The following is a 26673-nucleotide window of genomic DNA, read 5'->3' as shown; positions in this document are numbered from 1 at the left end:
GATTTCCATGTACAGCAATTCCCTCATCGAACTTGATCGCGCCCACCTCATCCATCCGGTCGCCTCCTACCGCGGCCATGAAAAGCTTGGCGTGCGCGTGCTCGCCTCGGCCAAAGGCGCGACGGTCACCGACGCCTCCGGCAAGCAGCTGATCGACGGCTTCGCCGGCCTCTGGTGCGTCAATGCCGGTTACGGCCACGAAAGCATCGTCGAGGCGGCGGCCCGTCAGATGCGCGAGCTTCCCTATGCGACCGCCTATTTCGGCCTCGGCTCCGAGCCCGCGATCCGGCTTGCCAGCGAACTCGCCGACCGCGCACCGGGCGATCTCAACCACGTCTATTTCACCCTCGGCGGCTCCGATGCGGTGGACAGCACAGTCCGCTTCATACGCTACTATTGGAATGCCCGTGGGCAGCCTCAGCGCGATCAGTTCATCTCGGTCGAACAGGGCTATCATGGCTCCTCGACGGTTGGAGCGGGTTTGACCGCGCTGCCTGCCTTCCACGCCGGCTTCGGCGTTCCCTTCGATTGGCAGCATAAGATTCCGTCTCACTATGCCTATCGCAACCCGGTGGGCGACAATCCGCAGGCGATCATCGAAGCCTCGCTTGCGGCGCTGAAACTCAAGGTCGAGGCGATCGGGCCGGAACGCGTTGCCGCTTTCTACGTCGAGCCGATCCAGGGCTCGGGCGGCGTTCTGGTGCCGCCGAAAGGCTGGATGAAAGCCATGCGCGAATTCTGCCGCGCGCACGACATCCTTTTCGTCGCGGACGAGGTGATCACCGGCTTTGGCCGCACCGGCCCGCTTTTTGCCTGCAGCGAGGATGAAGTCGTGCCCGATTTCATGACCACCGCCAAGGGCCTCACCTCCGGCTACGTCCCCATGGGCGCCGTCTTGATGGCCGATCACGTCTATCAAGCGATCGCCGAGGGTGCGGGTGCTGCCGCCGTCGGCCATGGCTATACCTATTCGGCCCATCCCGTTAGCGCCGCAGTCGGCCTCGAAGTCCTGAAGCTTTATGAAAACGGCCTTCTCGAAAACGGTGTCAGGGCCGGTGCGCGCCTGATGCAGGGTCTGGAGTCGCTCAGAGATCATCCGCTCGTGGGCGATGTCCGCGGCCGCGGCATGCTCGCCGCCGTCGAACTCGTGGTCGACAAGGTGAACAAGACGCCGTTGCCGGCATCCGCCGAACCCTCCCGCCGCATCTTCGATCGCGCCTGGGAAAACGGCCTCGTCATCCGCGCCTTCGGCAATGGTGTGCTTGGCTATGCTCCGCCGCTCTGCTGCACCGAAACGGAGATAGATGCGATCGTTGAGCGCACCCGCATCACCCTGGACGAGACGCTGGAGGACCCGGATGTGCGTCGGGCGCTGCAAGCCTGAGAATATCGCGAAACGGCCAGATTCGGTATTTTGTGCCGCCTCATGATGCCTATTCGGCGAATCCGGTGCGGTGCAGGTGACACACTGAAATCAACGAAAGGCCACCGCAGAAGCCGGCCTTCCATACAAGAGCGGGACAAAGACCCCGCCAGCGGAACAGAATTTTCTTCTTCGAGAAGCCGAGCTCCCATCGGAGCCGAACACTGGGGAATTCACGTGAGCAAGAGCCTTCCGGAATTCAAATACCTGACCTTCGACGTCGTCGGCACGCTCATCGACTTCGAAGGCGGCCTCAAGACCTGCCTCGCCGAGATCGCGGCCGAGGCGGGGACTGAAATCGACGGCGAGCAGGCTCTTGGCCTCTACCGGGCAGCCCGTTACTCCGAGGATGCCGACCTCTTCCCCGACGACCTCGTTCGCGTCTACCTCGCGATCGCGCCGAAGCTCGGCCTGCCCACTGACCAAAAATATGGCGAACAACTGCGGGATTCGGCAAAGAGCTGGAAGGGTTTTGCAGACAGCGCCGCAGCGCTGGCCAGTCTTGCCAAAGATTACCGCCTCGTGGCGATGACCAACGCCCGCCGCTGGGCATTCGATTTCTTCGAGAAGGAACTCGGCAATCCCTTTTATGCCGCCTTCACCGCGGATGATACGGCGACCGAGAAACCCGATCCCGCATTCTTCGAGAAGGTATTCGACTACGTCGCCTCGGAAGGACATTCGAAGGACGACATCCTGCATGTCGCCCAGAGCCAGTACCACGATATCGGGATTTCCAGGAAACTTGGGCTGACCAATTGCTGGATCGAGCGGCGACATGCCGTGAAGGGTTACGGCGGCACGATCGAGCCGGCCGAGTTCACCAAACCCGATTACCATTTCACCTCCATGGCCGGCCTTGCCGATGCCGTGGCCGCTGCGCGCGCCTGACTTTGAAAGCAGATCGGGCCTGCCCATAACGGGCAGCCCGCCACAGAAGAAAAGGGGAATGAGATGAACGACAAGATCACCAATTGGACCAGGTCCGACGACGCCATGGTCGAAACCGCCATCCGTCGTGGCGCGACCCGTCGCGAGTTGCTGCATATGATGCTTGCCGGCGGCGTGGCCATGTCGGCCGGCGGGCTCGTGCTTGGCCGTGCCGGCAAGGCGCTCGCCGCCACGCCCGTTTCCGGCGGCGCGCTCAAAGCGGCCGGCTGGTCGTCCTCGACGGCCGATACACTCGACCCCGCCAAGGCATCGCTCTCCACCGACTATGTCCGGTGCTGCTCCTTCTATAATCGCCTGACCTTCCTCGACAAATCAGGCACGCCGCAGATGGAGCTTGCCGACGCGATCGAGTCCAAGGATGCGAAGACCTGGACGGTCAAGCTGAAGACCGGCGTTACCTTCCATGACGGCAAGCCGCTGACCGCCGATGACGTGGTTTTCTCGCTGAAGCGCCATCTTGATCCGTCCGTCGGCTCGAAGGTCGCCAAGATCGCCGCCCAGATGACCGGCTTCAAGGCGGTCGACAAACAAACCGTCGAGATCACGCTCGCCAGCCCGAATGCCGACCTGCCGACCATCCTGTCGATGCATCATTTCATGATCGTTTCCGACGGCACGACCGATTTCACCAAAGCCAACGGCACCGGCGCTTTCGTCAAGGAAGTCTTCGAGCCGGGCGTTCGCTCGGTCGGGATCAAGAACAAGAACTACTGGAAATCCGGCCCGAATGTTGATTCCTTCGAATATTTCGCGATCAGCGACGACAATGCCCGTGTAAACGCACTGCTTGCGGGCGACATCCATCTCGCAGCCACGATCAATCCCCGCTCGATGCGCCTCGTCGAGGCCCAGGGCGACGGCTTCACCGTGTCTAAGACGACGTCCGGCAACTATACCAATCTCAACATGCGACTGGATATGGAGCCCGGCAACAAGCGGGACTTCGTCGAGGGCATGAAGTATCTCGTCAATCGCGAACAGATCGTCAAATCGGCGCTGCGCGGTCTCGGTGAAGTCGGCAACGATCAACCCGTTTCACCGGCGAACTTCTATCATGACGCAGAGCTGAAAGCGCGAGCCTTTGATCCTGAGAAGGCGAAGTTCCACTTCGACAAGGCCGGCGTGCTTGGCCAATCCATCCCGATCATCGCCTCCGATGCGGCGAGCTCGTCGATCGACATGGCCATGATCATCCAGGCGGCCGGCGCCGAAATCGGCATGAAGCTCGATGTGCAGCGAGTGCCATCCGATGGTTATTGGGACAATTACTGGCTCAAGGCGCCGATCCACTTCGGCAATATCAACCCGCGGCCGACCCCCGATATCCTCTTCTCCCTGCTCTACACCTCGGACGCTCCGTGGAACGAAAGCCACTACAAGTCGGAGAAGTTCGACAAGATGCTGATCGAGGCGCGCGGCTCTCTCGATCAAGACAAGCGCAAGACGATCTACAACGAGATGCAGGGCATGGTCGCCCAGGAAGCTGGTACAATCATTCCGGCCTATATCTCGAACGTCGATGCCACGACCGCCAAGCTCAAGGGCCTGGAAGCCAACCCGCTAGGCGGCCAGATGGGATACGCTTTCGCGGAATATGTCTGGCTTGAAGCCTGATACAGCAAAGGAGACTGGGGCTGCAGCCGCGCCCCAGTTCCTCCATCTGCATTGATGGAACTTAACTCGAACGCAAAGGGAAGACGCCCGTGAACCGCCAGGTCTTATCCCTTGTACTGAGCAGATTGTTCGTCGCCGTGATCACCCTGGTGATCGTCTCCTTCGCCGTCTTCTTCGCGACAACGCTGTTGCCGGGAGATACGGCGACGATCCTGCTCGGCCAAGCCGCCACGCCGGAAGCCGTCGAAGGCCTGCGCAAGGCCATGCATCTCGACGAACCGGCGCTCTTTCGTTTCCTGCGCTGGATCGTCGGATTGCTGCAGGGCGACCTCGGCACGTCCTATGCCAACGAAATGCCGGTCGCTGCTCTCATTGCCGGCCGCTTCGTCAATACGCTGAAACTCGCCGGCGTTACCGCGCTGTTCTCCGTGCCTATCGCGCTGACGCTCGGGATCACTGCGGCGATGCTGCGCGGCACCCTTTACGACCGGATCGTCACCGTGATCACCATCGGCGTCATCTCCGTGCCGGAGTTCATGGTTGCGACCTCCGCGGCGCTCATCTTCGCCGTCTATCTGAAATGGCTGCCGGCGCTGTCCTTCGCCAATGAGGTCCACAGTCTGACCGACCTGTTGCGCGTCTATGCCATGCCGGTGATCACCCTCACTTTCGTCGTCTCGGCCCAGATGATCCGCATGACACGCGCGGCTGTCATCGAGACGCTCAACACACCCTATGTCGAGATGGCGCTGCTCAAGGGCGCTTCCCGGCCGCGCATCGTCTTTCGCCATGCACTGCCCAATGCGCTCGGCCCGATCGTCAATGCCGTTGCGCTTTCGCTGTCCTATCTGCTCGGAGGCGTCATCATCGTCGAGACCATTTTCAACTATCCTGGTATCGCCAAGCTGATGCTGGATGCCGTCGCCACCCGCGACCTGCCGCTGATCCAGAGCTGCGCGATGATCTTCTGCCTGGGCTATCTGCTCCTGATCACCATCGCCGACATCATCGCCATCCTTTCCAATCCGAGGCTCCGATGACCATGACCAGTTCCGAAACCACCTCAGGCCGGCTGTCCGGAACCCGGTTTGGCTATCGCTTCAACATCGTCGGCGCGATCGGCTTCACTGTGATCCTCTTATGGGCGCTCGTTGCGATCTTCGCGCCATGGATCATCCCCTACCCGGTCGGCGAGATCATCGATCTCGACTATTTCGGCCCGATGAGCCGGGAACTCTGGCTCGGCTCCGATTATCTCGGCCGCGACATGCTCTCGCGGATTCTGATGGGCGCACGCTACACGGTCGGCATCTCGCTGGCGGCGGTCACGATCGCATGCTTCAGCGGCGTCGTGCTCGGCATGATCGCAGCGGTCGCCGGCGGCTGGCTGGACACGATCCTCAGCCGCTTCCTCGACGCCCTCAACTCCATCCCGAGCAAGCTGTTCGGCCTGGTGGTCGTCGCTGCCGTCGGCTCCTCAGTCCCGGTGCTGATCATGACGCTGTCGGTGATCTACATCCCAGGCGCTTACCGCTTCGCCCGGGCGCTCGCCGTCAACATCAATGCAATGGATTTCATCACGGTTGCGCGCATCCGCGGCGAAAGCACCCTCTATCTCATTCGCTCGGAAATCCTGCCCAACATCGTCGGACCGGTGCTTGCCGATCTCGGCATCCGCTTCGTCTTCATCGTTCTGCTGCTCTCCGGACTTTCCTTCCTCGGCCTTGGCGTCCAGCCGCCCTATGCCGATTGGGGTGCGCTCGTGCGCGAAAATATCGGTGGCCTGCCATTCGGCGCGCCGGCGGTGATGTTTCCCTCGCTTGCCATCGCCAGCCTGACGATCAGCGTCAATCTGCTGATCGACAACCTGCCGCAGAAAATCCGCGACCGGAGCACGTCATGAGCAATTTCATCGAAATCCGTGACCTGAAGGTCGAAGCCACCACCGATTCCGGCCGACGTGTCGAGATCATCAAGGGTGTCAGCCTCGATGTTGCCGAGGGCGAGATCGTCGCGCTGATCGGCGAGAGCGGCTCGGGCAAGACAACCATCGCCTTGACCCTCATGGGCCACACCCGCGCGGGCTGTCGTATCTCCGGCGGCAGCGTTTCGGTCGGCGGCAAGGACATGGTCACGCTCAGCGAGAAGCAGCGCGCCAAGGTGCGCGGCACCGAAGTCGCCTATGTCCCGCAATCGGCAGCTGCCGCCTTCAACCCGGCCACATCGATTATGGACCAGGTGATCGAAGTCACGCGTATTCACCAGCTGATGTCGCCGGATGAGGCGCGTGCCCGGGCAGTCGAGCTCTTCCGGGCGCTGTCCCTGCCGGAACCCGAGACGATCGGCAGCCGTTATCCGCACCAGGTTTCCGGCGGCCAGCTGCAGCGTCTGGCCGCCGCCATGGCGCTGATCGGCGACCCGACCCTCGTCATCTTCGACGAACCGACGACGGCGCTCGACGTCACGACCCAGATCGAAGTGCTGCGGGCTTTCAAATCGGTCATGAAAAAGGGCGGCATATCAGGCGTTTATGTCTCGCACGACCTTGCCGTCGTGGCGCAGATCGCCGACCGCATCGTGGTGTTGAAAGGTGGGGAGACCCAGGAAACCGGCACCACCGACGAGATCCTCAACAATGCCAAGCACCCCTATACCAGGGAGCTGCTCGCTGCCTTTGAGCCAAAGCCGCGCGGCGCAGTGGGCCCCGCCGAACCCGCGACCGCTCCCCTGCTGAGGATCGAAGATCTCGTCGCGGGTTATGGACAGCGCCAGGCTGACGGACTGCCGCTCGTTCGCGCGGTCGAGCACGTGAGCCTGAAGGTGGAAAAAGGCCGCAATCTCGGCATCATCGGCGAATCCGGTTGCGGCAAGTCGACGCTCGCCCGGGCTATCGCCGGCATCCTGCCGGCCTCGGTCGGCAGTATCGTCTTCGACGGCACGGAGCTGCGTCGCAGCGCTCGCGAGCGCTCGCGCGATCAGTTACGCGAGATGCAGATCGTCTTCCAATACGCCGATACCGCACTCAACCCGGCAAAATCGGTCGAGGACATCCTCGACAGACCTTTGGTCTTTTACCACGGCATGGATCGAAAGGCGCGGAACACCCGGATCGATCAACTGCTCGACATGGTGCGCCTGCCCCGCAACCTGCGCCATCGCCGGCCAGGCGAACTCTCGGGCGGCCAGAAGCAGCGTGTCAACTTCGCCAGGGCGCTTGCCGCCGATCCGAAGCTGATCCTCTGCGACGAGATTACCTCGGCGCTCGACACGGTGGTCGCCGCCGCCGTCATCGACCTGCTCAAGGAATTGCAGCGCGAACTCGGCCTCTCCTATATCTTCATCAGCCACGACCTCTCAGTGGTGGAGGCGATCTGCGACGAGATCGTCGTGATGTTTGGAGGCAGGAAGGTCGAGGAAATCACCTCCTCGACAGTGAAGGCCCCGCAGCACCCCTATTCGCAACTGCTCTTCTCATCGGTGCCGACGCTCGATCCGGCCTGGCTCGACGGGCTCCAGCAAGATCCGGAACTGGTGCGGGCTTATTGCCGGCACTGAGTGCCGATCTCCTGCACGCTTGCCAGACACGGCGCGCACCCGGTCGGGTCGTGTTGAAAAGCCTGGACTACACGGCACGAGATCTGCAAGTGGCAGCGAACATGGCTTTGGAAAGCAAGCCCGAAATTCTGGCGCAAGTCCTTCCAACCAGTAAGGAACTTACAGAGAACAACCTGCGACAGAGAATCGGCATCTGCTTAGGACCGATTGGATCGGGGAAAGGCAACGGGGTGAGGTCGGTCTGGAACCCCGAAATCTTGCGTTTGAGCGGGGCTCCCCCTGCGGTCCTCTCGCCGGCTAATGCGGAAACAAGGTGGTTAGCGGCATGTGGGCCTTGATGATCGGCGATTTCAGGACGACGAAGCTGAAATACTTGTCGATGCCGACGTCCATATCGGTGAGGCGCTCCATGATCGTCTGGTATTCGTCGATGCCGGCAGTGACGAATTTCAGCAGATAATCGTAGCCGCCCGAAACCAGATGGCATTCGATCACCTGGTCGACCTTCTCGATCGCCGCCAGGAAGCGGGCGAAGTCGATCTGCCGATGGTTTTTCAGGGTGATCTCGGTGAATACAGTCAGCGTCTGCCCGAGTTTGCTGACGTTGATCTGGGCCGAATAACCTTCGATATAGCCCTCCGACTGCAGCTTCTTCACACGCATCAAGCAGGGGCTCGGCGAGAGATTGACCAGTTCGGCGAGTTCCACATTGGTGACGCGGCCGTTCTTCTGCAGTTCGTAGAGAATTTTTACGTCGATCCGGTCGAGTTTCATCGCACACGCCCTCAATGACGCAGCAGATTATGCTGCCTGTTTCCCAGACCAACCTTAGCACATGATGCTGGCCTGTCGATCGCGTTGCGAGACAGGCCGAAGCACAAACGGCTGCTGGCATCCTCCCAACACGGAATCTTCTGCTGCCACCAACCGATCTCCGGCAAAGCCGTGGCGTCGGATCCGCTACACTACTGTTAAAACGGAGACGCTCCCATGCCCGCACCGCTCAATCGCGTCGATACCACGCCGGAACTGCCTTCCACCGCTGATGTCGTGGTCATCGGCGGCGGCATCGTCGGCGTTTTCGCGGCCTATTATCTCACCCGGCGCGGATTGAAGGTCGCCCTCGTCGAGAAGGGCCTGGTCGGCGCCGAGCAATCAAGCCGCAACTGGGGCTGGTGCCGCCAGCAGAACCGCGACGCGCGCGAATTGCCGATGTCGACGAAGAGCCTCGACCTGTGGGAGCGCTTCGCCATTGAGACCGGTGAGGACACAGGGTTCCGTCGTTGCGGTCTCTTCTACCTCAGCAATAGCGACGAGGAACTGTCCGGTTGGGCCCGTTGGCGCGATTTCGCCCGCTCGGTCGGCGTCACGACACATATGCTGAGCAGCGCCGAGGCAACCGAACGCGGGCGCGCCACCGGCGCCTCATGGAAGGGCGGGGTCTTTTCACCGACCGACGGCACCGCCGATCCGGCGAGCGCTGCGCCGGCCGTCGCGCGTGCGATCCTCAAACTCGGGGGCACGGTGCATCAATCCTGTGCGGCCCGCGGCCTCGACGTCGAAGGCGGCAGGCTCTCGGGCGTCGTCACCGAGCATGGCACGATCCGCACGAAAATCGCGATCCTGGCCGGTGGCGCCTGGGCCTCCTCCTTCTGCCGCCAGCTCGGCATTCGATTTCCGCAAGCCTCGATACGCTCCTCGATCCTCTCCGTATCTCCGGGCGCAGGCAGCCTTCCGGATGCGCTGCATACATCCGCCGTGTCGGTGACGCGACGCCGCGATGGCGGCCACACGCTGGCGATCAGCGGCCGCGCCCGCGTCGATCCGACGCCACAGCAGTTCCGCTTCGCGCGGCAGTTCCTGCCGATGTTCGCCCGGCGCTGGCGCAGTCTCGCACCCGGTGGGTTGGAAGGGTTTCGTTCGGGTCACGAATCTCTGGCCCGTTGGCGGCTCGACAGGCCGACGCCGATGGAGCACATGCGCATCCTCGACCCGACGGTCGACGAGGCCACCATTGCCCTCACCCATGCGCGGGCGCTCGAGCTTCTGCCCGCCTTGAAGAAGACCGCCATCAGCGCGGCCTGGGCAGGCTATATCGACAGCACGCCCGACGGCGTGCCGGGGATCGGCGAGATCGCCACCCTGCCGGGTTTCATCCTTGCCGCCGGCTTCAGCGGCCACGGCTTCGGCATCGGGCCTGGCGCCGGTCATCTGATTGCCGATATCGTCACAGGCGACGAGCCGATCGTCGATCCCAGGCCCTATCATCCCGACCGGTTCGGGGGATCCGCCTGGGGCAAAGTGGCGGATTTTTAGGACTCGGTCGGGCTTTGCGCGACGTTCGACGACGCGGATCGGCACGGCTTGGTACCGGCCATAGGAGCCGATGCATCACGCTTCGATTGCCACGATCACGAAAAGCCGGCGGTCAAGGGAAGGTGTATCGCTTCGGTTCCTCACTGGCATTATTGGCAATAAAGGCGCGCAATGCCGCCGCCACAGGCGTGCCAGCGACGGCGAGATCGCGTACCGTGCTCATGTGATTGCCGTCTGCGACCTGCGATGCCCGTACGTCAAGCCCTTGGGCGGCAAGAATGTCCCTGAACGCGTTTGCCTGTATTTTGAACGGATCAGTTTCCAGTTCGCCGGTCATGATAGCGACACGCGTTGCAGGATGGTGCTCTTGATGCATGGGCGTAAACCGTCGCACCTCCTCGTCGCTCAAGGCGATCTCGTCACGCAGGAAGGACGTCTGCAGGGGCTGGAGATCGTATAGCCCGCCAAGCAGGAAAGCAGCAACTACGCCCGAAGGCGCTGGCGAACGATGGAAGAGAAAGGTTGCAAGATGTGCACCAGCGGAGTGGCCACTGACGGAGAACCGCTTTGACGTGGCGCCAAAACGATCGGCATGCGCGAGTAGAAAAGCCTTGGCTTTCAGGACCTGACCAACCAGGACGTCCATTCTCGCCATGGGCATCAACGAATAATCGACGATGGCCGCGACCGCGCCGGCGCCGGTGATAGTCTCAGCGACGCAGGAATAGTCCTCCTTGGAAAACATCCGCCAATAGCCGCCATGGATGAACATGTGGATCGGCATGTCCGAGCCGGCATTGTTTGGCAGGAAGATATCGAGCGTCTCGCCAGGCAAAGCCCCGTAGGCGATGTTGGCCTCCATGGCGACAGTGCGCCGCGTTGCTAGGCTGCGAGCTCGGATATCGCCGACGATCTCGTCGAAATCTGCGACATGGTCACGAATGCGGAACGGATCGGCGGCCACAGGTTCCTCCCTCAGAAACTTGTCGCAATGTACTTGGCTTCCATGAACTCCGCGATACCGTGATGCTGCCCTCCTTCACGTCCAAGGCCGCTCTGTTTCACACCGCCAAAGGGGGCAGCGGGATCGGAGACCAGTCCACGATTAAGGGCGATCATGCCGGCCTCGACCTTGGAGGCGACCCGCATGCCGCGGCCAATGTCGCGGCTATAGATGTAGGCGGCGAGGCCATATTCCGTATCGTTGGCGGCAGCGATGACCTCTGCCTCGCTCTCGAAACGGTAGAGCGGCGCGACGGGACCGAAAATCTCCTCGCAGCCCATGTCGGAGGCCGGGGCAACATCGACAAGCACCGTCGGCGGATAAAAAAAGCCGCGTCCTGCCAATGTTCGTCCGCCGCAGAGCGCGCGCGCGCCGCGCGAAATGGCGTCCGCAACAAGGCGCTCGATCTTCTCCATCGCCTTGCGCGTGATCATCGGACCGCACTCGGTATCCAGATCCACACCCGGGCCGACCCTGAGGGCGGCCATGCGTCGGGTAAATTTTTCCGCGAAGGCATCGTGGATACCGGACTGGACATAAATGCGGTTTGCCGCCGTGCACGCCTCGCCCGCATTGCGCATTTTCGCGACCATCAGACCCTCGATCGCCGCGTCAATGTCCGCATCGTCGAAAACGATGAACGGCGCGTTGCCGCCGAGTTCCATGGAACAGGAGATGACATTTTTCGCTGCTTCCGCCAGAAGCGTGCGGCCGACGCCGGTCGAGCCTGTGAAGGAGAGTTTACGCACGCGCGGGTCGGCCAGCATGGCGGCGATGACGGGGCCCGGCGTCGATGTTGTCATCACGTTCACGACGCCCGGCGGCACGCCAGCCTCCTCGTAGAGAGCCGCAAGCGCATAGGCCGTCAGCGGCGTCTCGCTCGCGGGCTTCAGGATGACGGTGCAGCCTGCGGCAAGGGCAGGCGCGATCTTGCGGGTCGCCATCGCGGCCGGGAAATTCCACGGTGTGATGAGAACGCAGATGCCGATAGGCTGGTAGTCGACGACGATGCGGTTTCCGCCGGCCGGGGCAAGGCCGAACTCACCAGAGATCCGCACCGCCTCCTCGGCGTTCCAACGAAAGAACTCCGCCGCATAGGCCACCTCGCCGCGCGCGTCACGCAACGCCTTCCCGTTCTCGAGCGAAATGAGCCTGGCAATCGTTTCGGAGCGCTCCACCATAAGTTCGAAGCAGCGGCGCAGGATCTCGGAACGCTTTCTCGGCGGAGTTTCGCGCCAGCTTTCCGCCGCGCTTGCGGCAGCCTCCACGGCCGCTGCCGCATCCGCAAGGGTCGCATCCGGCACGGCGGCAATGACCGCCTCGGTCGAGGGGTCGATTACCTCGATCCGACCCTCGCCCGCCGCAGGCCGCCAGGCGCCGCCAATATAGAGGCCGCGGGAGAACGCGCTGAGCTCGAAGGGATCGGAGTCTGGATGCGCAGAATGCTGGTTGAGGTTCATGATGGTTTCCCAGGTCAGAGGGCGGAAGCGGCCAGGTCGCCGTCATAGGCGGCGCGCACGAGGCCGCGCATGGCGGCCGCATCGAAGGAGCGTGGATTATTCTTGATCAGCCGGCCGATGCCGAGCGCCTGCTCCGCGGCCCAGTCGATCCGGTCTTCCGGCAAGCCGAGCCCGGCAAGTGTCGGCGCGATGCCGATCGCGGCGAAGAGACGGCTCACCTCGCCGATCGCGGCATCGGCAATCGTTTCATCGTCCTCCACTCCGGTGGGATCGAGACCGAGCGCCCTACCGACAATGGCGATGTCCGCGCCCGCGACGCGGCGATTATATGTCATCACATAGGGCAGCATGGTCGCAACCCCGAGGCCGTGCGGCGTATGGGTCAAGGCACCGACCGGATATTGCACGGCATGGGCCGCAGCAGTTCCCGCCGTTCCGAAGGCGCAGCCGGCTGCGAGCGCGCCCATCATCACATCGGCGCGCGCATCGATGTCGGCGCCGTCGACGAAGGCCTTTTCCAGGCTCCGGCTGAGGAGCCGGATGGCATGCAGCGCGAACTGGTCGGAGAGATCGCTCTTGCCGATGAAGACATGCTGCTGCGCGAGTTCAGGATCGCCGGGGCGGCGCATAGCCGTGAAGGCTTCGATGGCATGCGTCAACGCATCCGCACCGGCAATCGCGGTGAGACCAGGCGGGCAGGATAAGGTCAGTTCCGGGTCGCAGATCGCCGCTGCGGCGATGAGATATGGGCTGGAAATGCCAACCTTCAGGATACGGTCAGGATCGGAAACAACCGCGACCGGCGTCACCTCGGAGCCCGTGCCTGCCGTCGTCGGCACGGCGATGACCGGCAGGACAGGCGCCGGCACCTTGAACTCACCGTAGTAATCGGCGAGCGCGCCGCCGTGAGCCAGCAGGAGCGAAGCGCATTTCGCCATGTCGAGACAGCTGCCGCCACCGATGCCGATCACCATATCGGGCTCAAAACCGCGCGCGGCCTCAACGCAAACCGCGACCGTATCTTGCGGTACGTCCGGCAGCGTGCCGTCATGCACCAGGACGACAATGCCGGCCGCTTCAAGTACGGCGATCATTTCCGCGAAAACGGGTGTTGCGGCAAAACGCGCATCCGTGCAGACGAGTGCGCGCCGGCCGGTCCTGCTGGCGACGCTCGCGAGCGCATGGCGCTGGCCGACGCCAAACAGGATTTCCCGCGGCAGCCTCAAGGCGGCAAACAGGCTCATAATCTTTGTCCCTCGAACGCCAGGATGCGGGGGCGCGAAAGCGCGTTGAGGTCTTCCCAGAGGCGCTGGTCGATCTCGAACCCGTTGCGGCTTGCCGCCGCCCGCCGCCCGCGGGCACGATCGCCAGGGACGAGAACAGGTTCGCCGGCGCTGGCGGGTGGTGAACCGCGCACGGCATCGAGATAGGTCGACAGTCGCGCCGGCAGTCCCGGCGCCAGACTGGGCTCGATCAAGATGAAGACATCGCCCTTGTTGCATGGCGACTGGCTGTCGAGCGTGCCGCGCACATCCGGCGCGAGCGCCGAGCCGGCAAGAGCTGCCACCAGCAGCTCCATGGCGATGCCGAGGCCGTAGCCCTTCGCGTCGCCGAAGGGCGCAATCGCGCCGGCCTTGGCACGCCCCGGATCGGTCGTCGGGTTGCCGGCCGCATCGCGCGCCCATCCCTCGGGAATGGGTCTGCCGGTCGCCGCGTGATGATGGATCCTGCCCATCGGCACGAGGCTGGTGGCCAGGTCGAGCACGAGCGGTTCCTCGGCCGTCGGCACGGCGACAGCAATGGGATTGGTGCCGAGCATGGCCCGGGTACCGCCGAAGGGATGGACCAGCGCCTCGCTCGACGAGAGCGCGATGCCGACGAAACCCATTGCGGCGATGGCCTCCACATAATGCGCAAGCATGCCGAGATGGTTGGCATTGCGCACGGCGACAAGGCCGATGCCAAGATCCGGAATGTGAGGCGCTAGCCGCTCGATCGCGGCCATGGCGACGACGGGGCCAAATCCCGACGACCCCTCCACCTCCAGCACCGCATCCGCGCGCCAGCGCTGGGTGCCCTTCGTCTGCGGGTCAATGACCCCGCGCTCGATCCGTTCGACCAGCCGCGGAAGCCGGTACAGGCCATGCGAGGGGTGCCCCTTCATCTCCGCCGTTACCAGGACGCCAGCCTGCAGGGCCGCGTGGTCATGCGGTGCGCCATGCTCTTCCAGCAGGCGGGTGGCAAGTGCAAGCGCTGAGGCTTCGGATATGCGCATGATTTTTCCTCCCTATATTAAATCGTATAGGATATAGGATTGTCTTGGCCGCAGCATCGTGCTAGCGATTGAACCTGTCAAGAGGCAAGGCAGCAGATGATTTCAACGAAACCGAAGGAACCCTCAACGGGCACAACCCAGATACCGCGCGCCAACAGCCTGGCGGGCGACGTCTACGAGGCAATTTTCAACCAGCTCATGTCGTTGAAGATTGCGCCGGGGACGCGCATCACGGTCGACAACCTGGTCAAGGAGTTCAACGTCTCCCATACGCCGATCCGCGAAGCCCTCGGCCGGCTTGAAGGCGAAGGCCTCGTCGTCAAGCAGCATCTCGTTGGCTATCGTGCCGCGCCCCAGATCACGCGCCACCGCTTCGACGAGCTCTATGAACTGCGTCTGCTGTTGGAACCTGCCGGCGCTGCGAAGGCGGCCGAGGCGATGAACGACGAAAAGCTCGCCATACTCACCGAGGCCGCAGGCGTGATGACACGCAGCGACAACATGGGCGAACGAGCGAACTATTCGGCCTTCGCGCGCCAGGACGCCATCTTTCACGACCGGATCATGGAATTTGCCGGCAACGAGTTGATCCGCGAGATGCTGACATTCCAGCACACGCATTTCCATATCTTCCGCCTGATGTTCCATCGCCGCGTCACCGAGGAGGCGCTCGCCGAGCATCAGACGCTGCTCGATGCCTTTGCAGCGCGCGACCCGGGCGCGGCTGCGAACGCAATGCGCATTCATATCGAACATTCGCGCGACCGGCTGTTGCCGGCATTCGACGAAATCTGAGCAACCGCGCCGGGCAAGGACGAGCCTGCCCGACCTGACAACGAGGAGGAGAACCCATGCCAGGCAAGAAAATCCTGATGCTCACCGGCGATTTCACCGAGGAGTACGAAATCTTCGTCTATCAGCAGGCGATGGAGGCGGTCGGCCACACGGTGCACGTCGTGTGCCCGGACAAGAAGGCCGGCGACATCCTCAGGACGTCGCTGCACGATTTCGAGGGAGACCAGACCTACACCGAAAAACTCGGGCACAACGTCACCATCAACAAGACGTTTTCCGAGGCTGAGAACCAGCTCGACCAGTATCATGCCGTCTACTGCGCCGGCGGGCGCGGACCGGAATATATCCGCACCGACAAGCGGGTGCAGGCAATGGTGCGTCATTTTCACGAGCAGAAGAAGCCGATCTTCACCATCTGCCACGGGGTCCAGATCCTGATTGCGGTCGACGGTGTCGTTCGCGGCAAGAAGGTGGGTGCACTTGGGGCCTGCGAACCCGAAGTCACCCTGGCGGGCGGGACCTATATCGACCTCTCGCCTACCGAAGCCTATGTCGATGGCACGATGGTTTCGGCCAAGGGCTGGACGGCGCTCGCCGCCTTTATCCGCGAATGCCTGAAGGTGCTGGGAACGGAGATCCACCACACCTGAGACGACGGCACCAAGGAACAAAAGGCCCGGCAGGTGACATCTGCCGGGCCTTGTTTGCGGTTGGGCCTGCAATCACGCTCCGCCGCGGTTCCAGCCGCGGCCGCGGTCGCCGAACATTTCATAGCCGCCATCGGTGATGGCGAGCGTATCCTCCAACTTGATGAATCCGCGCTTTGGGTGAAGCATCGTCGTCTCGACCGAGATCACGTTCCCGGCTTCCAGCGGCTTGTCGGCATCGATGCCATCATAGGTGACCGGGTGGTTCGTCATGAGGAATGGCGCTTCGTGGGCAATGAGGCCCATGCCATGGCAGAAAAAATCGGTGAAGGCCGCCGACGGCGAGGCCTTGAGCTCGGCCTCCGCTGCCACGATCATCTCCCTGCCCGCAGCCCCTGCCCTGACCTTGGCGAAGGCCGCTTGCTGGATGCATTCGACTTCGGCCAGAAGGTCCTCCAGCTCCGCATCCGGCTCGCCGAGCACACCCATGCGGCAGAGGTCACCAATATATCCGTGATAGTTGCCGCCGGAATCGATCGACAGGATCTCGCCCTCGACCCAGGCCTGCGGCGAGCCCGCGCGGTTGTGGCTGGAGCCGAGCGTCAGCAGGCAATATTCGAAGTGCAGGCCGCGGTTCGTTTCCTCCCGGCGCAGCTGCTCGATGATCTCCATCTTCGTCGAGCCGGCGCGAGCCGCCGCGATCGTCGCCAGCATAGAGTCGGTAATCAATTCGGAGGCGCGTCTCAGCTTTGCCAGTTCACCCGGCGTCTTGACGGCCCTTAGCCGCTCCAACACATGCGTGGCATCGACAAATCGAGCGCCATCCAGCCGAGAGGCAAGCAGGTCGCGGGCGTCGGATGGCAGGAAGGCTGGCTCGATGCCGATGCGCCCACCAGCCTTGCCGATTTTCTTCAGGTGCTCGACGGCGAGCCCGGCGGCATCCTGCGTGCCCCATGTCGCCGTATGCACGGCGGGCGTCCAGAATGGATTGTTCTGGTGCTCTGCGCCCTCCATGCGGTTCCCCACATAGGCGGAGTGATCGGGCGCGCCTTTCTCATAAATCACCATCGGCAGATACCGGCTATGCCCGATCGCATCCATGGCGGCGAAGAAGATGAACTTATAGCCGCCCATGAGATATTGCGTGTTGTGTTTGGAGGTGGCGACGATGACGTCGATACCGGCTTCCTCCATGAGACGGTCGAGCTTGGCCGTATCGAACGGCGTCACGGCGGCCTGCCTTGTTTGCCCTGCATTGTCGTTCATTGTCTTTCCTCCCAGAAAATGGATGCGACGCCTCAGAAGCCCGGCTGCAGCAGGCGGAAGTCCGGCAAATCGCGAAGCGCAAGCTCCGGCCCCGCCGGTGAGTAGACCACGAAGAGGAGCATCGGCCCGCCGCCGGTGTTCTTCGTCGAATGAAAGCGGCTTTCCGGAATATAGATCGTGCAGCCGCTGGCGACCTTTCGCGTGATCGGATTACCCGTCTCGTCCTCGACCATCTGCTCGCCCTCGCCGGAAATCACAAAAATGATTTCCTCCGCGCCAGGGTGATTGTGGCGGGAATGGCCCTCGCCGCTCGGCAGTTCGACGACACCGCCGGAAAACCGGCTGGCGCCGTTGACCTCGGGCGCCACAGTCAGCGACAGCTTGCCCCAGTCGAAGCCGAAGGCGCTCACATCCTTCGGATAGATGAAGTACTTGTCCTTTACCATGAAACCGCCTCCTCCACATCCTTCTTCAGACGATCGCGCCGATGGCGAGCGCCTTGAAATCTTCGGTCTGCTTGCGAATTGCCGCCTCTGCCGGCAGGCGCTCCATCGAGCTTGCGCCATAAAAGCCGTGGCAGCCAGGGCAACGCTCGAGAACGTAGCGCGCATCCTCCGGCATGGAGATCGGGCCGCCATGGCAGAGCACGATGACGTCGTCGCGCACGGAACGTGCCGCCTTGGTGATCGCGGTGATCTCATCGACGCAGTCATCGAGGGACTTGCCGGAGGTGGCCCCGATCGTGCCGCCGGTCGTCACGCCCATATGCGCCACAATGATGTCGGCGCCGGCGACCGTCATGGCGACAGCCTCGCTCTCGTTGAAGACATAGGGTGTCGTCAGCAGGTCGAGCCCGTGGGCGGTGGCGATCATCTCGACCTCCAGATTGTAGCTCATGCCTGTCTCCTCGAAACTCTGCCGCATCCGGCCATCGAAGAGGCCGATTGTGGGGAAGTTCTGTACGCCGGAAAAGCCCATTGCCTTGAGGTCGGCGAGGAAGCGCGGCATCAGCACGAAGGGGTCCGTGCCGTTGACGCCGGCGAGAACCGGCGTCTTTTTCACGACAGGCAACACTTCGAGCGCCATGTCCTTCACAATCTCGTTGGCATTGCCATAGGCCAGCAGCCCGGCCGCCGAACCGCGCCCCGCCATGCGGTAGCGCCCAGAATTGTAGATAATGATGAGGTCGATGCCGCCTGCCTCCTCGGCCTTGGCGGAGATACCGGTGCCGGCGCCGCCGCCGACGATTGGCACGCCGGCTGCGATCATGCTGTGAAATTTTTCGAGGATGGTCTTGCGCGGTATGGCTGGCATCAATTTGTCTCTCAGGGGTTGGCGATGTCACGATAGGCCGCGACGGCGGCCTCGGCGAAGTGCGGATCGTTGATATGCAGCGGCAGGCGAATAAGACGTCGCGATGCCGTCGGCTTCACCGTCGCCTCGAGCGCGGCAAAAAGCGCGGCGTCGGCTTGCGGATCGAAGAACGGACCGCCTTCGATGTCGAGGGCCGAAACGCCCTTTTCGGGAATGAGGAAGCGTACGGGGCCGTGGCAGAGATTGAGCTTGTCGCCGATCCAGCCGCCAATCTGCGCGCATTCGGCCGACGTCGTGCGCATCAAGGTGACGTTCGGGTTGTGGCGGTATAACAGCCGGCCGGCATAGCGCTCCGGAACGGTCTCCGGCGCCCAGAAGTTCACCATGTCGAGCGCACCGACCGAGCCGACATAGGGCAAGCCTTTGCGAGCAATGGCGCCAAAACGGTCCGAGGTGGCAGGCAAGACGCCGCCGAAAAGCAGGTCACAGACCTCGGTCGTCGTGATGTCTAGCACGCCTGAGACCAGTTCGCTGTCGGCAAGCTTCTCCATCGCGCGCCCACCCGTGCCTGTCGCATGGAAGACCAGGCAATCATAATCCGCTCGGAGGCGCTCGACCATGGCGGATACGGCAGGTGTGGTAACGCCGAACATGGTAAGCCCGAGGGCCGGTTTGGATGCAGTCACCTCAGCCGGCCGGCGGGCCATGGCCGTGATCGCCTGTGCGGCGTTGTGAAGGATGACACGGCTCAGCCGGTTCAGGCCCGCCATGTCCGTGACCGAGGGCATCATCACGATGTCGGAAACATCGACATAGGGCGCCACATCGCCGGATGCGAGCGTCGAGACCATGATCTTTGGCAGACCGAGCGGCAATTGGCGCATGCCTGCAGTGATGATCGAAGTGCCCCCGCCTCCACCGATACCGATGACACCGGCGATGTCCTGGCACTCCACGAGGAAGCGCGCGAAGGCAATGCCCATCGCCTCGACCGCCCTTCCGCGGTCCCCGCTGGCAAGAACGGCTTCCGCCCCGTCCGGATGGCACGCCGCCACTGCGTCGGCCTTCACATCGACGGCGGTCGCAGGCTCGCCTATGCCGACGTCGACGCGGACAACACCCCCGCCCGCCGCTTCGATGCAAGCGGCCAGATACGCAAGCTCCTCGCCCTTCGTGTCGGCCGTGCCGACCACGTAGATCTGCTTCATTTCCCCTCCGCGACCGGGTGAATTCCTCCCGGCATATCTCACGTTCGGGGCAAAGCGACGGGCCCTTGCAAAATTGTGAGACGTGCGTATCATAAAGACATGGATGTCTCACGTCAACAGAACGAAACAGCCAGGACCGAGCGAGGCCCGCGTGCCCGAACGCGAAAACTGATGCTCGAAACGGCAACGCGGCTCATGCAGTCCGGCATCACACCGTCGGTAAGTGAAGTCGCCGAGGCTGCCGAAGTCTCGCGCGCGACGGCCTACCGTTACTTTCCGAGCCAGGCCGCGCTCGTGCATGCCGTGGTGGATGAGGCTCTAGGGCCGATACTCGGCTGGTCGTGCGACAGTCCGGATGCACGCACCCGCGTTGCCGACCTCTTGGCGACCGCGATGCCGCGCATCGACGAGTTCGAGGCCACCTTCAAGGCGGCGCTGAAACTTTCGCTGGACCAGTGGGCGCAGCGCCAGGCCGGCACGCTCGGCAACGAGCCGCTGTTCAAGCGCGGCCACCGGGTCGACCTGCTGAAGAGCGTGACTGCCCCCCTGCAGGGCACCGTGCCGCCCGAATCCCGGGAACGCCTTGCACAGGCTCTTTCGCTTGTCTTCGGCGTCGAAGTGCTGATCGTATTGAAGGATATCTGGGGCCTGACCTCGGAAGGCGCGCAGTCTGTTGCCGAGTGGGCCGCCAAGGCGCTAGTCGATACCGCATTACGGCAGGCAGAGAGCGAGGCATGACATGGCGCGCCCACACTTGGCGCACCAACTGGTTAGACCAGCGTCAGTAATATATTCTTGTATTGTGGTCTGGATCGGCGATGATGATGAATGTGAGACGGTCCGACAAGACTGCGTCAGCAGGCCCGCAATTGCGGGGGAAAGACGTCGACACCTCGATGACGAGCCTTTGATGAAAGCTCTCCGAGGTTGCGCTTGACGATAATGGCATTTGGTAATACCAGATCAGGGAAACGACGTTCAGGCTTGAGATCTGAAACGAGCTAGGGGTCGAGGAGGACCCTGAGCACGAACACCACCCAGGAGGATCGGGAAGCCAGATCGGGAGGCCCGCGATGAAGCGGGAAGCGTGCATAAATGGGAGGAAACGTTATGCGCAAAACTATGACCGGTCTGTTGGCCGGTGTCGGATTGATGTGGGCCTGCGGAACGTCCGCACAGGCCCAGGAACTGACCATCTTCTGGGCCGAGTGGGACCCGGCAAACTACCTTCAGGAACTCGCCAACGAATATGAGGCTCAAACCGGCGTTAAGGTCACGGTCGAGACCACACCATGGGGCGACTTCCAGACCAAGGCCTTCACCGAGTTCAACGCCAAGGGTTCAGCCTATGACATGGTCGTCGGTGACAGTCAGTGGATTGGGGCGGCGTCAGAAGCCGGCCATTACGTCGATCTGACCGACTTCTTCACCAAGCACAATCTGACCCAGGTGATGGCCCCGGCAACGGTGAAATACTACTCCGAATATCCGTCGAACTCGAAAAAGTACTGGTCAGTTCCGGCCGAAGGCGACGCCGTCGGCTGGTCCTACCGCAAGGACTGGTTCGAAGATCCCAAGGAGATGGAGGCGTTCAAGGCCAAATACGGCTACGACCTCGCCCCGCCGAAGACATGGGCCCAGATGCGTGACATCGCCGAGTTCTTCCACCGTCCAGACCAGAAGCGATACGGAATCGCCATCTACACCGACAACTCTTATGACGGTCTCGTCATGGGTGTCGAGAACGCGATCTTCTCGTTTGGAGGCGAACTCGGCGACTACCAGAGCTACAAGGTCGACGGCATCATCAATTCCGAGAAGAACGTCAAGGCGCTCGAGCTTTATCGCGAGCTCTACGGCTTTACGCCTCCGGGCTGGGCCAAGTCCTTCTTCGTCGAGAACAACCAGGCGATCACCGAGAACCTGGCGGCGATGAGCATGAACTACTTCGCCTTCTTCCCTGCCCTGGTGAACGAGGCGTCCAACCCGAACGCCAAGGTTACCGGCTTCTTTGCCAATCCGGCAGGCCCGAACGGCGAGCAATTCGCAGCGCTCGGCGGCCAAGGCATATCGGTCATCTCCTACTCAAAAAACCAGGAAGAGGCGATGAAATTCCTCGAATGGTTCATCAAGGACGAGACCCAGAAGCGCTGGGCTGAACTCGGCGGCTACACGGCAAGCGCCAAAGTGCTTGAATCCCCGGAATTTCAGAACGCCACGCCTTATAACAAGGCCTTCTACGAGACCATGTTCAAGGTCAAGGACTTCTGGGCAACACCTGAATATGCCGAACTGCTGATCCAGGCGAACCAGCGCATTTATCCCTTCGTCACCGCCGGCCAAGGCACGGCGAAGGAAGTGCTCGACTCTCTAGCAGCGGACTGGAACGCGACGTTCAAGAAATACGGACGCAATAAATAGCAAACGCCATCAGCGGAGGGGCTCCGTCGCCCCTCCGTTGCATTCTGCATCTCGCGCCCAAAGGCGCGGTTCGAGAGGGCGCGGCGCCCGGAATTCACCTCGCGCATCGTGATGCTTTTTCCGGCATCCGGCGCCGACTCTCGGAGGAGGAGAGGATTGGCCACCGCAGTCATGACATCGCTGGACACGAAATCGCGTGCCGCATCTCGCGGCATGAGCGACATCCGAATTCGCAATCTCTTCATCATTCCGACGATCCTGTTCCTGATCGTCTTCAACATCTTTCCGCTGATCTATTCGCTCGGCTATTCCTTCACCGACTTTCGCGCCTCGTCGAACGCGCCGGCGAACTTCGTCGGCCTGCAGAACTACCGCGACCTGCTGAACGATCCTTTCATCTGGTCGAATTTCGCCATCACCGCGAAATATGTGATCGTCTCTGTTACGGGCCAGGTGGTCGTCGGCTTCGGCACCGCGATGCTGCTCAACCGCGACATCCCGCTGAAGGGTCTTCTGACGACGCTGCTGCTGCTGCCGATGATGCTCTCGATGGCCGTGGTCGGCCTCTTCTGGAAGCTGCTCTACGACCCGTCCTTCGGCATCATCAACTACGCACTCGGCCTCGGCTCCTTCGAGTGGCTGTCGAATCCGGACATGGCGCTCTATGCGGTCGCAATCACCGACATCTGGATGTGGTCGCCCTTCGTGATGCTGCTGTCGCTTGCCGGCCTTTCGGCCGTGCCGAAGCATCTCTACGAGGCAGCGGCGATCGACCGGGCGGGCCCGTTCTATACCTTCTTCCGCATCACGCTGCCGCTGGTGGCGCCGATCCTGATGATCGCAATCATCTTCCGTACGATGGAGGCCTTCAAGACCTTCGACCTCGCCTACATCCTGACCAGCCAACCGACGACCGAGGTGATCTCCATCCGGCTCTACAAGATGGCCTTCCAGGAATGGCAGACGGGGCGCTCCTGCGCACTCGCCTACATCGTGCTCGTCATGGTTCTCGCCATCACCAACATCTACGTCAAGTACCTCAACAAAGTGAAGGAGCGCTGAGATGGCTGCCGTCCAAACCCGCTCCGAACGCGCGCTGAACCGGGTGGCGATCGCCGCCGTACTGGTCATCACGCTGATCTTCCTGGCGCCGATCTACTGGATCACCTCGACGGCCTTCAAGCCGCGCAACCTCGCCACCTCCATTCCGCCGACGGTGCTCTTCGAGCCGGAACTCTCGCCCTTCGTGAAGCTCTTCACTAAGCGCTCGCAATTGCGCGGGGCGCCGACTCCTGAAGAATATGCCGCCGCCCCCTGGTGGGAGCGGATGGTGTTTGACGGCGGCGAGAAGATCGTTCGCTCCGGCCGCGGCGAGGTGCAGCCCTCCGGCTATCCGAACCGCTTTATGAACTCGCTGATCGTCGCCATCACGTCCACGGTGCTGGCCGTCGGCATGGGAACCTTCACAGCCTACGGCTTCTCGCGCTTCAAAGTGAAGGGGGAGGCAGACCTTCTCTTCTTCATCCTGTCGACGCGCATGCTGCCGCCCGTCGTCGTGGCGATCCCGATGTTCCTCATGTACCGCGTCGTCGGCCTCAACGACACGCATTGGGGCCTCATCATCCTCTACACTGCCTTCAACCTTTCCTTCTCCGTTTGGCTGATGAAGGGGTTCATCGACGAGATCCCTAGGGAATACGAGGAGGCCGCACTCGTCGACGGTTACACGCGGATGGAGGCCTTTTTCAAGATCGTCATCCCGGAAGCGGCGACCGGCATCGCCGCGACCGCGGTCTTCTGCTTCATCACGGCCTGGAACGAATATGCATTTGCGCTGATTATGACGAACCGGCGCGCGCAAACGGCCCCACCCTTCATTCCGAGCCAGGTCGGCTCAGGCCTGCCGGATTGGACGGTTATTGCGGCCGGCACATTCCTGTTCCTGCTACCGGTCGCCATCTTCACCTTCCTGCTCAGGAACCATCTCCTGCGCGGCATGAGCTTCGGAGCGATCCGCAAATGACCTTCCGCGCCTTGAACCAGAAATATCTCGAACCCGCCTCGCAGTATCTGATGATCCTCGGCATCATCGCGCTCTGCCAGCCCTGGAACCTGTTTCTGCATCGCTACGGCATGACGATGACGCTCGTCGGACTGATCGCCTTCATGGTGACGACCAAAATCCCGCGGGACGCGCAACCAGACGAAGGCAGCCATTCATGACGCAGATCGAACTTCGCGGGATTCAGAAATATTTCGGTGCCGTCCAGGTCATCAAAGACCTTAATCTCGCCATCGCCGACAATGAATTCATCGTGCTGCTTGGACAATCGGGCTGCGGAAAGACGACGACATTGCGCGCCGTCGCGGGGCTGGAAACCATCGACGAAGGCGATATTCTGATCGACGGGCAGCCGGTGCAGCATATCAAGGCATCCGGCAGGGACATCGCCATGGTGTTCCAATCCTTCTCGCTCTATCCGCACATGACGGTCTACGAGAACATCGCCTTCCCGCTCCGCGCTACCCGGATGAGCCGTGCCGATGTCGATGCGTCGGTCCGCGAGATCGCCGGTGTGCTGCGCATCACCGGTCTGCTGGCCCGCAAGCCTTCGGCGCTGTCAGGCGGCGACATGCAGCGTGTCGCGATCGGCCGCGCGCTCGTGCGACGCCCAAAGGCCATGCTGATGGACGAGCCGATCGGTGCGCTCGACGCGAAGCTGCGCGAGGAGATGCGGGCGGAAATCAAGCGCCTGCATATCAAGCAGGGTTCAACCACCATCTACGTGACGCATGACCAGGTGGAGGCCATGTCGCTCGCCGACCGCATCGTCATCATGCACGAGGGCATCCTCCAGCAGATCGGCACGCCGGAAGAGGTTTACGCGCAACCCGCCAACACGTTCGTCGCCCAGTTCGTCGGAAGCCCGGTCATGAACATGGCGCCGGCGACCATCACCGAAACGGGCGGCCATGCGAGCGTGCAGGTCGGCGACGCGGTAACGGGCTTCGAGTTCCCCGCTGCACTGGCCAACTGCCTCTCTGACGCAAGGGCCGAGAACGGCAAGCTGACACTCGGGGTCCGGCCTGAGGGCGTGCTCGTTTCACGCGAGGCCCGCGAGGGCTTCATGCCGGTCGAGGCGCATATCATCGAGCCTCTGGGCTCGCACGACATCGTGGACTTGAAGGTCGGTCACCAGATGATCAGGGCACGCACCAAGAGCGGTTTCGTGCCTGGTCCTGGCGAAGCCGTCTGGGCACGCATCGACCCCGCCCAGGCACATTTCTTCAACACCGCGACCGGCTCGTCGCTGGGGATCAGACTCTGATGGCGCATATCGAACTCAAGGGCATCACCAAGACCTTCGGCAGGCACACGGCGCTGAAAAACCTGAACATCGACATTGCTGACGGCGAGTTCTTCGTGCTGCTCGGGCAGACCGGCGCCGGCAAGACGACGACGCTACGCCTGATCGCCGGTCTCGAGAAGCCGACCGCAGGCCAGATCTTCATCGACGGGCAGGACGTCGCCGACTGGGGTGCCGCCGAGCGCGACGTGGCCCTGGTGCTTCAGCAATATTCGCTTTACCCGCGCTATACGGTGCGGGAGAACCTGGAATTTCCATTGAAATCCCGTATCCGTCGCGTTGAACCCGGAGAAATCAAGGAGCGCGTCGACCGCGTTGCGAAGACTCTGCGCATCGAGCATCTGCTCGACCGCAAGACGGACCGGCTGTCGGGAGGCGAGATGCAGCGCGTATCGATCGGCCGGGCCATCGTGCGCAAACCGCGGGTCTTCTTGATGGACGAACCGCTTTCGGCGCTCGACGCGAAGCTTCGCGAAGCACTTCGCACCGAGCTGAAAAACCTGCAGATGAACCTCGGCGCGACCTTCCTCTTCGTCACTCACGACCAGATAGAGGCCATGTCAATGGGCGACAAGATCGGCGTCCTGAACAATGGTCAACTGGTGCAGACGGGTACGCCGCAGGAGATCTACAGAAACCCGGTCAACACCTTCGTCGCGCGCGCGGTCGGCTCGCCGCCGATGAACCTGATCGCCGGCACGCTTGCCGGCGGCGAGGCAGTGGCCAGCGAAGGCTATCGGCTGCCCCTCGGCAACGGACACGGGATCGCGACAGACGGTCGCCCGCTCACCTTCGGCATCCGTCCCGAGGACATTTTTCTCGACAGCGGCGCGCCCGGCGAAGCACGGGTCCACGACGTGGAAAACCATGGTGTTGAAAAGATCGTGACGCTGCGCACCGGCGAGAAGTTCATCCACGCGACCGTGCCGACACAGACGGCGCTTCGGATCGAGGATGAGGTTCGCTTTTCGTGGAATCCGGAAAAGGTCGTGCTGTTTGACGCCGGAAGCGGTGTAAGCCTGCGGCACGCGGGCTGACCTGATCGGTCCGAAGGATG

The 26673-nt window shown here is 62.3% G+C and carries 25 protein-coding genes; 16 read left to right on the top strand and 9 right to left on the bottom strand.

Going from position 1 to position 26673, the window contains the following annotated elements; all coding sequences use genetic code 11:
* Positions 1-7 precede the first annotated feature (7 nt).
* From J3P73_RS27060 to J3P73_RS27035, 6 genes are all read left to right on the top strand, one after another.
* On the top strand, positions 8-1384 hold the full coding sequence (locus J3P73_RS27060; protein ID WP_130687447.1) for an aspartate aminotransferase family protein: 1377 nt from the start codon (positions 8-10) through the stop codon (positions 1382-1384).
* 216 nt (positions 1385-1600) lie between these two features.
* Positions 1601-2314 (top strand): HAD-IA family hydrolase, encoded by a 714-nt coding sequence (locus J3P73_RS27055; protein ID WP_024319612.1) that lies wholly within the window; start codon positions 1601-1603, stop codon positions 2312-2314.
* A 63-nt stretch (positions 2315-2377) separates the two neighbouring features.
* On the top strand, positions 2378-3988 hold the full coding sequence (locus J3P73_RS27050) for an ABC transporter substrate-binding protein (RefSeq protein WP_027688328.1): 1611 nt from the start codon (positions 2378-2380) through the stop codon (positions 3986-3988).
* 89 nt (positions 3989-4077) lie between these two features.
* Entirely contained in the window at positions 4078-5028 is a 951-nt protein-coding gene (locus J3P73_RS27045; RefSeq protein WP_012755388.1) for an ABC transporter permease, read from the top strand.
* On the top strand, positions 5025-5891 hold the full coding sequence (locus tag J3P73_RS27040) for an ABC transporter permease (RefSeq protein WP_018482353.1): 867 nt from the start codon (positions 5025-5027) through the stop codon (positions 5889-5891). The genes J3P73_RS27045 and J3P73_RS27040 overlap by 4 nt, the downstream gene beginning before the upstream one ends.
* Positions 5888-7543: an ABC transporter ATP-binding protein gene (locus J3P73_RS27035; protein WP_130687448.1), complete on the top strand. Its 1656-nt coding sequence runs from the start codon at positions 5888-5890 to the stop codon at positions 7541-7543. The genes J3P73_RS27040 and J3P73_RS27035 overlap by 4 nt, the downstream gene beginning before the upstream one ends.
* Before the next feature lie 297 nt (positions 7544-7840).
* Here the strand turns inward: J3P73_RS27035 and J3P73_RS27030 are convergent, their stop codons facing one another.
* Entirely contained in the window at positions 7841-8317 is a 477-nt protein-coding gene (locus J3P73_RS27030; RefSeq protein WP_003549758.1) for an Lrp/AsnC family transcriptional regulator, read from the bottom strand.
* Positions 8318-8533: 216 nt separating this feature from the next.
* On the opposite strand from J3P73_RS27030, the gene J3P73_RS27025 reads away from it, so the two are divergent.
* Positions 8534-9859: an NAD(P)/FAD-dependent oxidoreductase gene (locus tag J3P73_RS27025; protein ID WP_130687449.1), complete on the top strand. Its 1326-nt coding sequence runs from the start codon at positions 8534-8536 to the stop codon at positions 9857-9859.
* 112 nt (positions 9860-9971) lie between these two features.
* Here the strand turns inward: J3P73_RS27025 and J3P73_RS27020 are convergent, their stop codons facing one another.
* From J3P73_RS27020 to J3P73_RS27005, 4 genes are read right to left on the bottom strand one after another with little or no spacing between them, the layout of a single operon-like run.
* Positions 9972-10823, bottom strand: a complete 852-nt coding sequence (locus J3P73_RS27020; RefSeq protein ID WP_130687450.1) for an alpha/beta hydrolase — start codon at positions 10821-10823, stop codon at positions 9972-9974.
* 11 nt (positions 10824-10834) lie between these two features.
* Positions 10835-12322, bottom strand: a complete 1488-nt coding sequence (locus J3P73_RS27015; protein ID WP_130687451.1) for an NAD-dependent succinate-semialdehyde dehydrogenase — start codon at positions 12320-12322, stop codon at positions 10835-10837.
* 14 nt (positions 12323-12336) lie between these two features.
* Complete coding sequence (locus J3P73_RS27010) at positions 12337-13566, bottom strand: iron-containing alcohol dehydrogenase (protein WP_130687452.1); 1230 nt, start codon at positions 13564-13566, stop codon at positions 12337-12339.
* A complete protein-coding gene (locus J3P73_RS27005) occupies positions 13563-14597 on the bottom strand; it encodes an Ldh family oxidoreductase (protein WP_130687453.1) in 1035 nt (344 codons plus the stop codon). The genes J3P73_RS27010 and J3P73_RS27005 overlap by 4 nt, the downstream gene beginning before the upstream one ends.
* Positions 14598-14693: 96 nt before the next feature.
* On the opposite strand from J3P73_RS27005, the gene J3P73_RS27000 reads away from it, so the two are divergent.
* Positions 14694-15392 (top strand): GntR family transcriptional regulator, encoded by a 699-nt coding sequence (locus J3P73_RS27000; protein WP_130687454.1) that lies wholly within the window; start codon positions 14694-14696, stop codon positions 15390-15392.
* 56 nt (positions 15393-15448) lie between these two features.
* Positions 15449-16042 carry a DJ-1/PfpI family protein gene (locus J3P73_RS26995; RefSeq protein ID WP_003562944.1) on the top strand — a complete coding sequence of 198 codons (594 nt, stop codon included), beginning with the start codon at positions 15449-15451 and terminating at the stop codon, positions 16040-16042.
* Positions 16043-16114: 72 nt separating this feature from the next.
* On the opposite strand, the gene J3P73_RS26990 is transcribed toward J3P73_RS26995, so the two are convergent.
* The 4 genes from J3P73_RS26990 to J3P73_RS26975 are packed head-to-tail and all read right to left on the bottom strand — an operon-like array spanning position 16115 to position 19827.
* Entirely contained in the window at positions 16115-17305 is a 1191-nt protein-coding gene (locus J3P73_RS26990; RefSeq protein ID WP_130687455.1) for a M24 family metallopeptidase, read from the bottom strand.
* 32 nt (positions 17306-17337) lie between these two features.
* Entirely contained in the window at positions 17338-17751 is a 414-nt protein-coding gene (locus J3P73_RS26985) for a cupin domain-containing protein (protein ID WP_024319601.1), read from the bottom strand.
* Between the two features lie 25 nt (positions 17752-17776).
* Complete coding sequence (locus J3P73_RS26980; protein WP_130663853.1) at positions 17777-18619, bottom strand: phosphoenolpyruvate hydrolase family protein; 843 nt, start codon at positions 18617-18619, stop codon at positions 17777-17779.
* A gap of 11 nt (positions 18620-18630) precedes the next feature.
* Positions 18631-19827, bottom strand: a complete 1197-nt coding sequence (locus J3P73_RS26975) for a Tm-1-like ATP-binding domain-containing protein (protein WP_027688339.1) — start codon at positions 19825-19827, stop codon at positions 18631-18633.
* 99 nt (positions 19828-19926) lie between these two features.
* Here J3P73_RS26975 and J3P73_RS26970 point away from each other — a divergent pair, with 99 nt between their 5' ends.
* The 7 genes from J3P73_RS26970 (at position 19927) to J3P73_RS26940 (ending at position 26653) form a co-directional block, all read left to right on the top strand.
* Positions 19927-20565, top strand: coding sequence for a TetR/AcrR family transcriptional regulator (locus J3P73_RS26970; RefSeq protein WP_018482341.1), 639 nt, complete (start codon positions 19927-19929; stop codon positions 20563-20565).
* Positions 20566-20937: 372 nt separating this feature from the next.
* Positions 20938-22248, top strand: coding sequence for an ABC transporter substrate-binding protein (locus J3P73_RS26965; protein ID WP_018072906.1), 1311 nt, complete (start codon positions 20938-20940; stop codon positions 22246-22248).
* Positions 22249-22404: 156 nt separating this feature from the next.
* Positions 22405-23310 carry a carbohydrate ABC transporter permease gene (locus J3P73_RS26960; RefSeq protein ID WP_024319598.1) on the top strand — a complete coding sequence of 302 codons (906 nt, stop codon included), beginning with the start codon at positions 22405-22407 and terminating at the stop codon, positions 23308-23310.
* Between the two features lies 1 nt (position 23311).
* Complete coding sequence (locus J3P73_RS26955) at positions 23312-24271, top strand: carbohydrate ABC transporter permease (RefSeq protein WP_018072904.1); 960 nt, start codon at positions 23312-23314, stop codon at positions 24269-24271.
* Positions 24268-24471 (top strand): hypothetical protein, encoded by a 204-nt coding sequence (locus tag J3P73_RS26950; protein ID WP_003549717.1) that lies wholly within the window; start codon positions 24268-24270, stop codon positions 24469-24471. Before J3P73_RS26955 ends, J3P73_RS26950 begins: the two co-directional genes overlap by 4 nt.
* Positions 24468-25577, top strand: a complete 1110-nt coding sequence (locus J3P73_RS26945) for an ABC transporter ATP-binding protein (RefSeq protein WP_130687456.1) — start codon at positions 24468-24470, stop codon at positions 25575-25577. The genes J3P73_RS26950 and J3P73_RS26945 overlap by 4 nt, the downstream gene beginning before the upstream one ends.
* Positions 25577-26653: an ABC transporter ATP-binding protein gene (locus J3P73_RS26940; RefSeq protein ID WP_077976816.1), complete on the top strand. Its 1077-nt coding sequence runs from the start codon at positions 25577-25579 to the stop codon at positions 26651-26653. Before J3P73_RS26945 ends, J3P73_RS26940 begins: the two co-directional genes overlap by 1 nt.
* The last annotated feature ends 20 nt before the right edge of the window (positions 26654-26673 follow it).

It is taken from the genome of Rhizobium ruizarguesonis (assembly GCF_017357285.1).
Taxonomy (GTDB): Bacteria; Pseudomonadota; Alphaproteobacteria; order Rhizobiales; family Rhizobiaceae; genus Rhizobium; species Rhizobium ruizarguesonis.
This window is presented reverse-complemented; position numbering and strand designations above follow the sequence as displayed.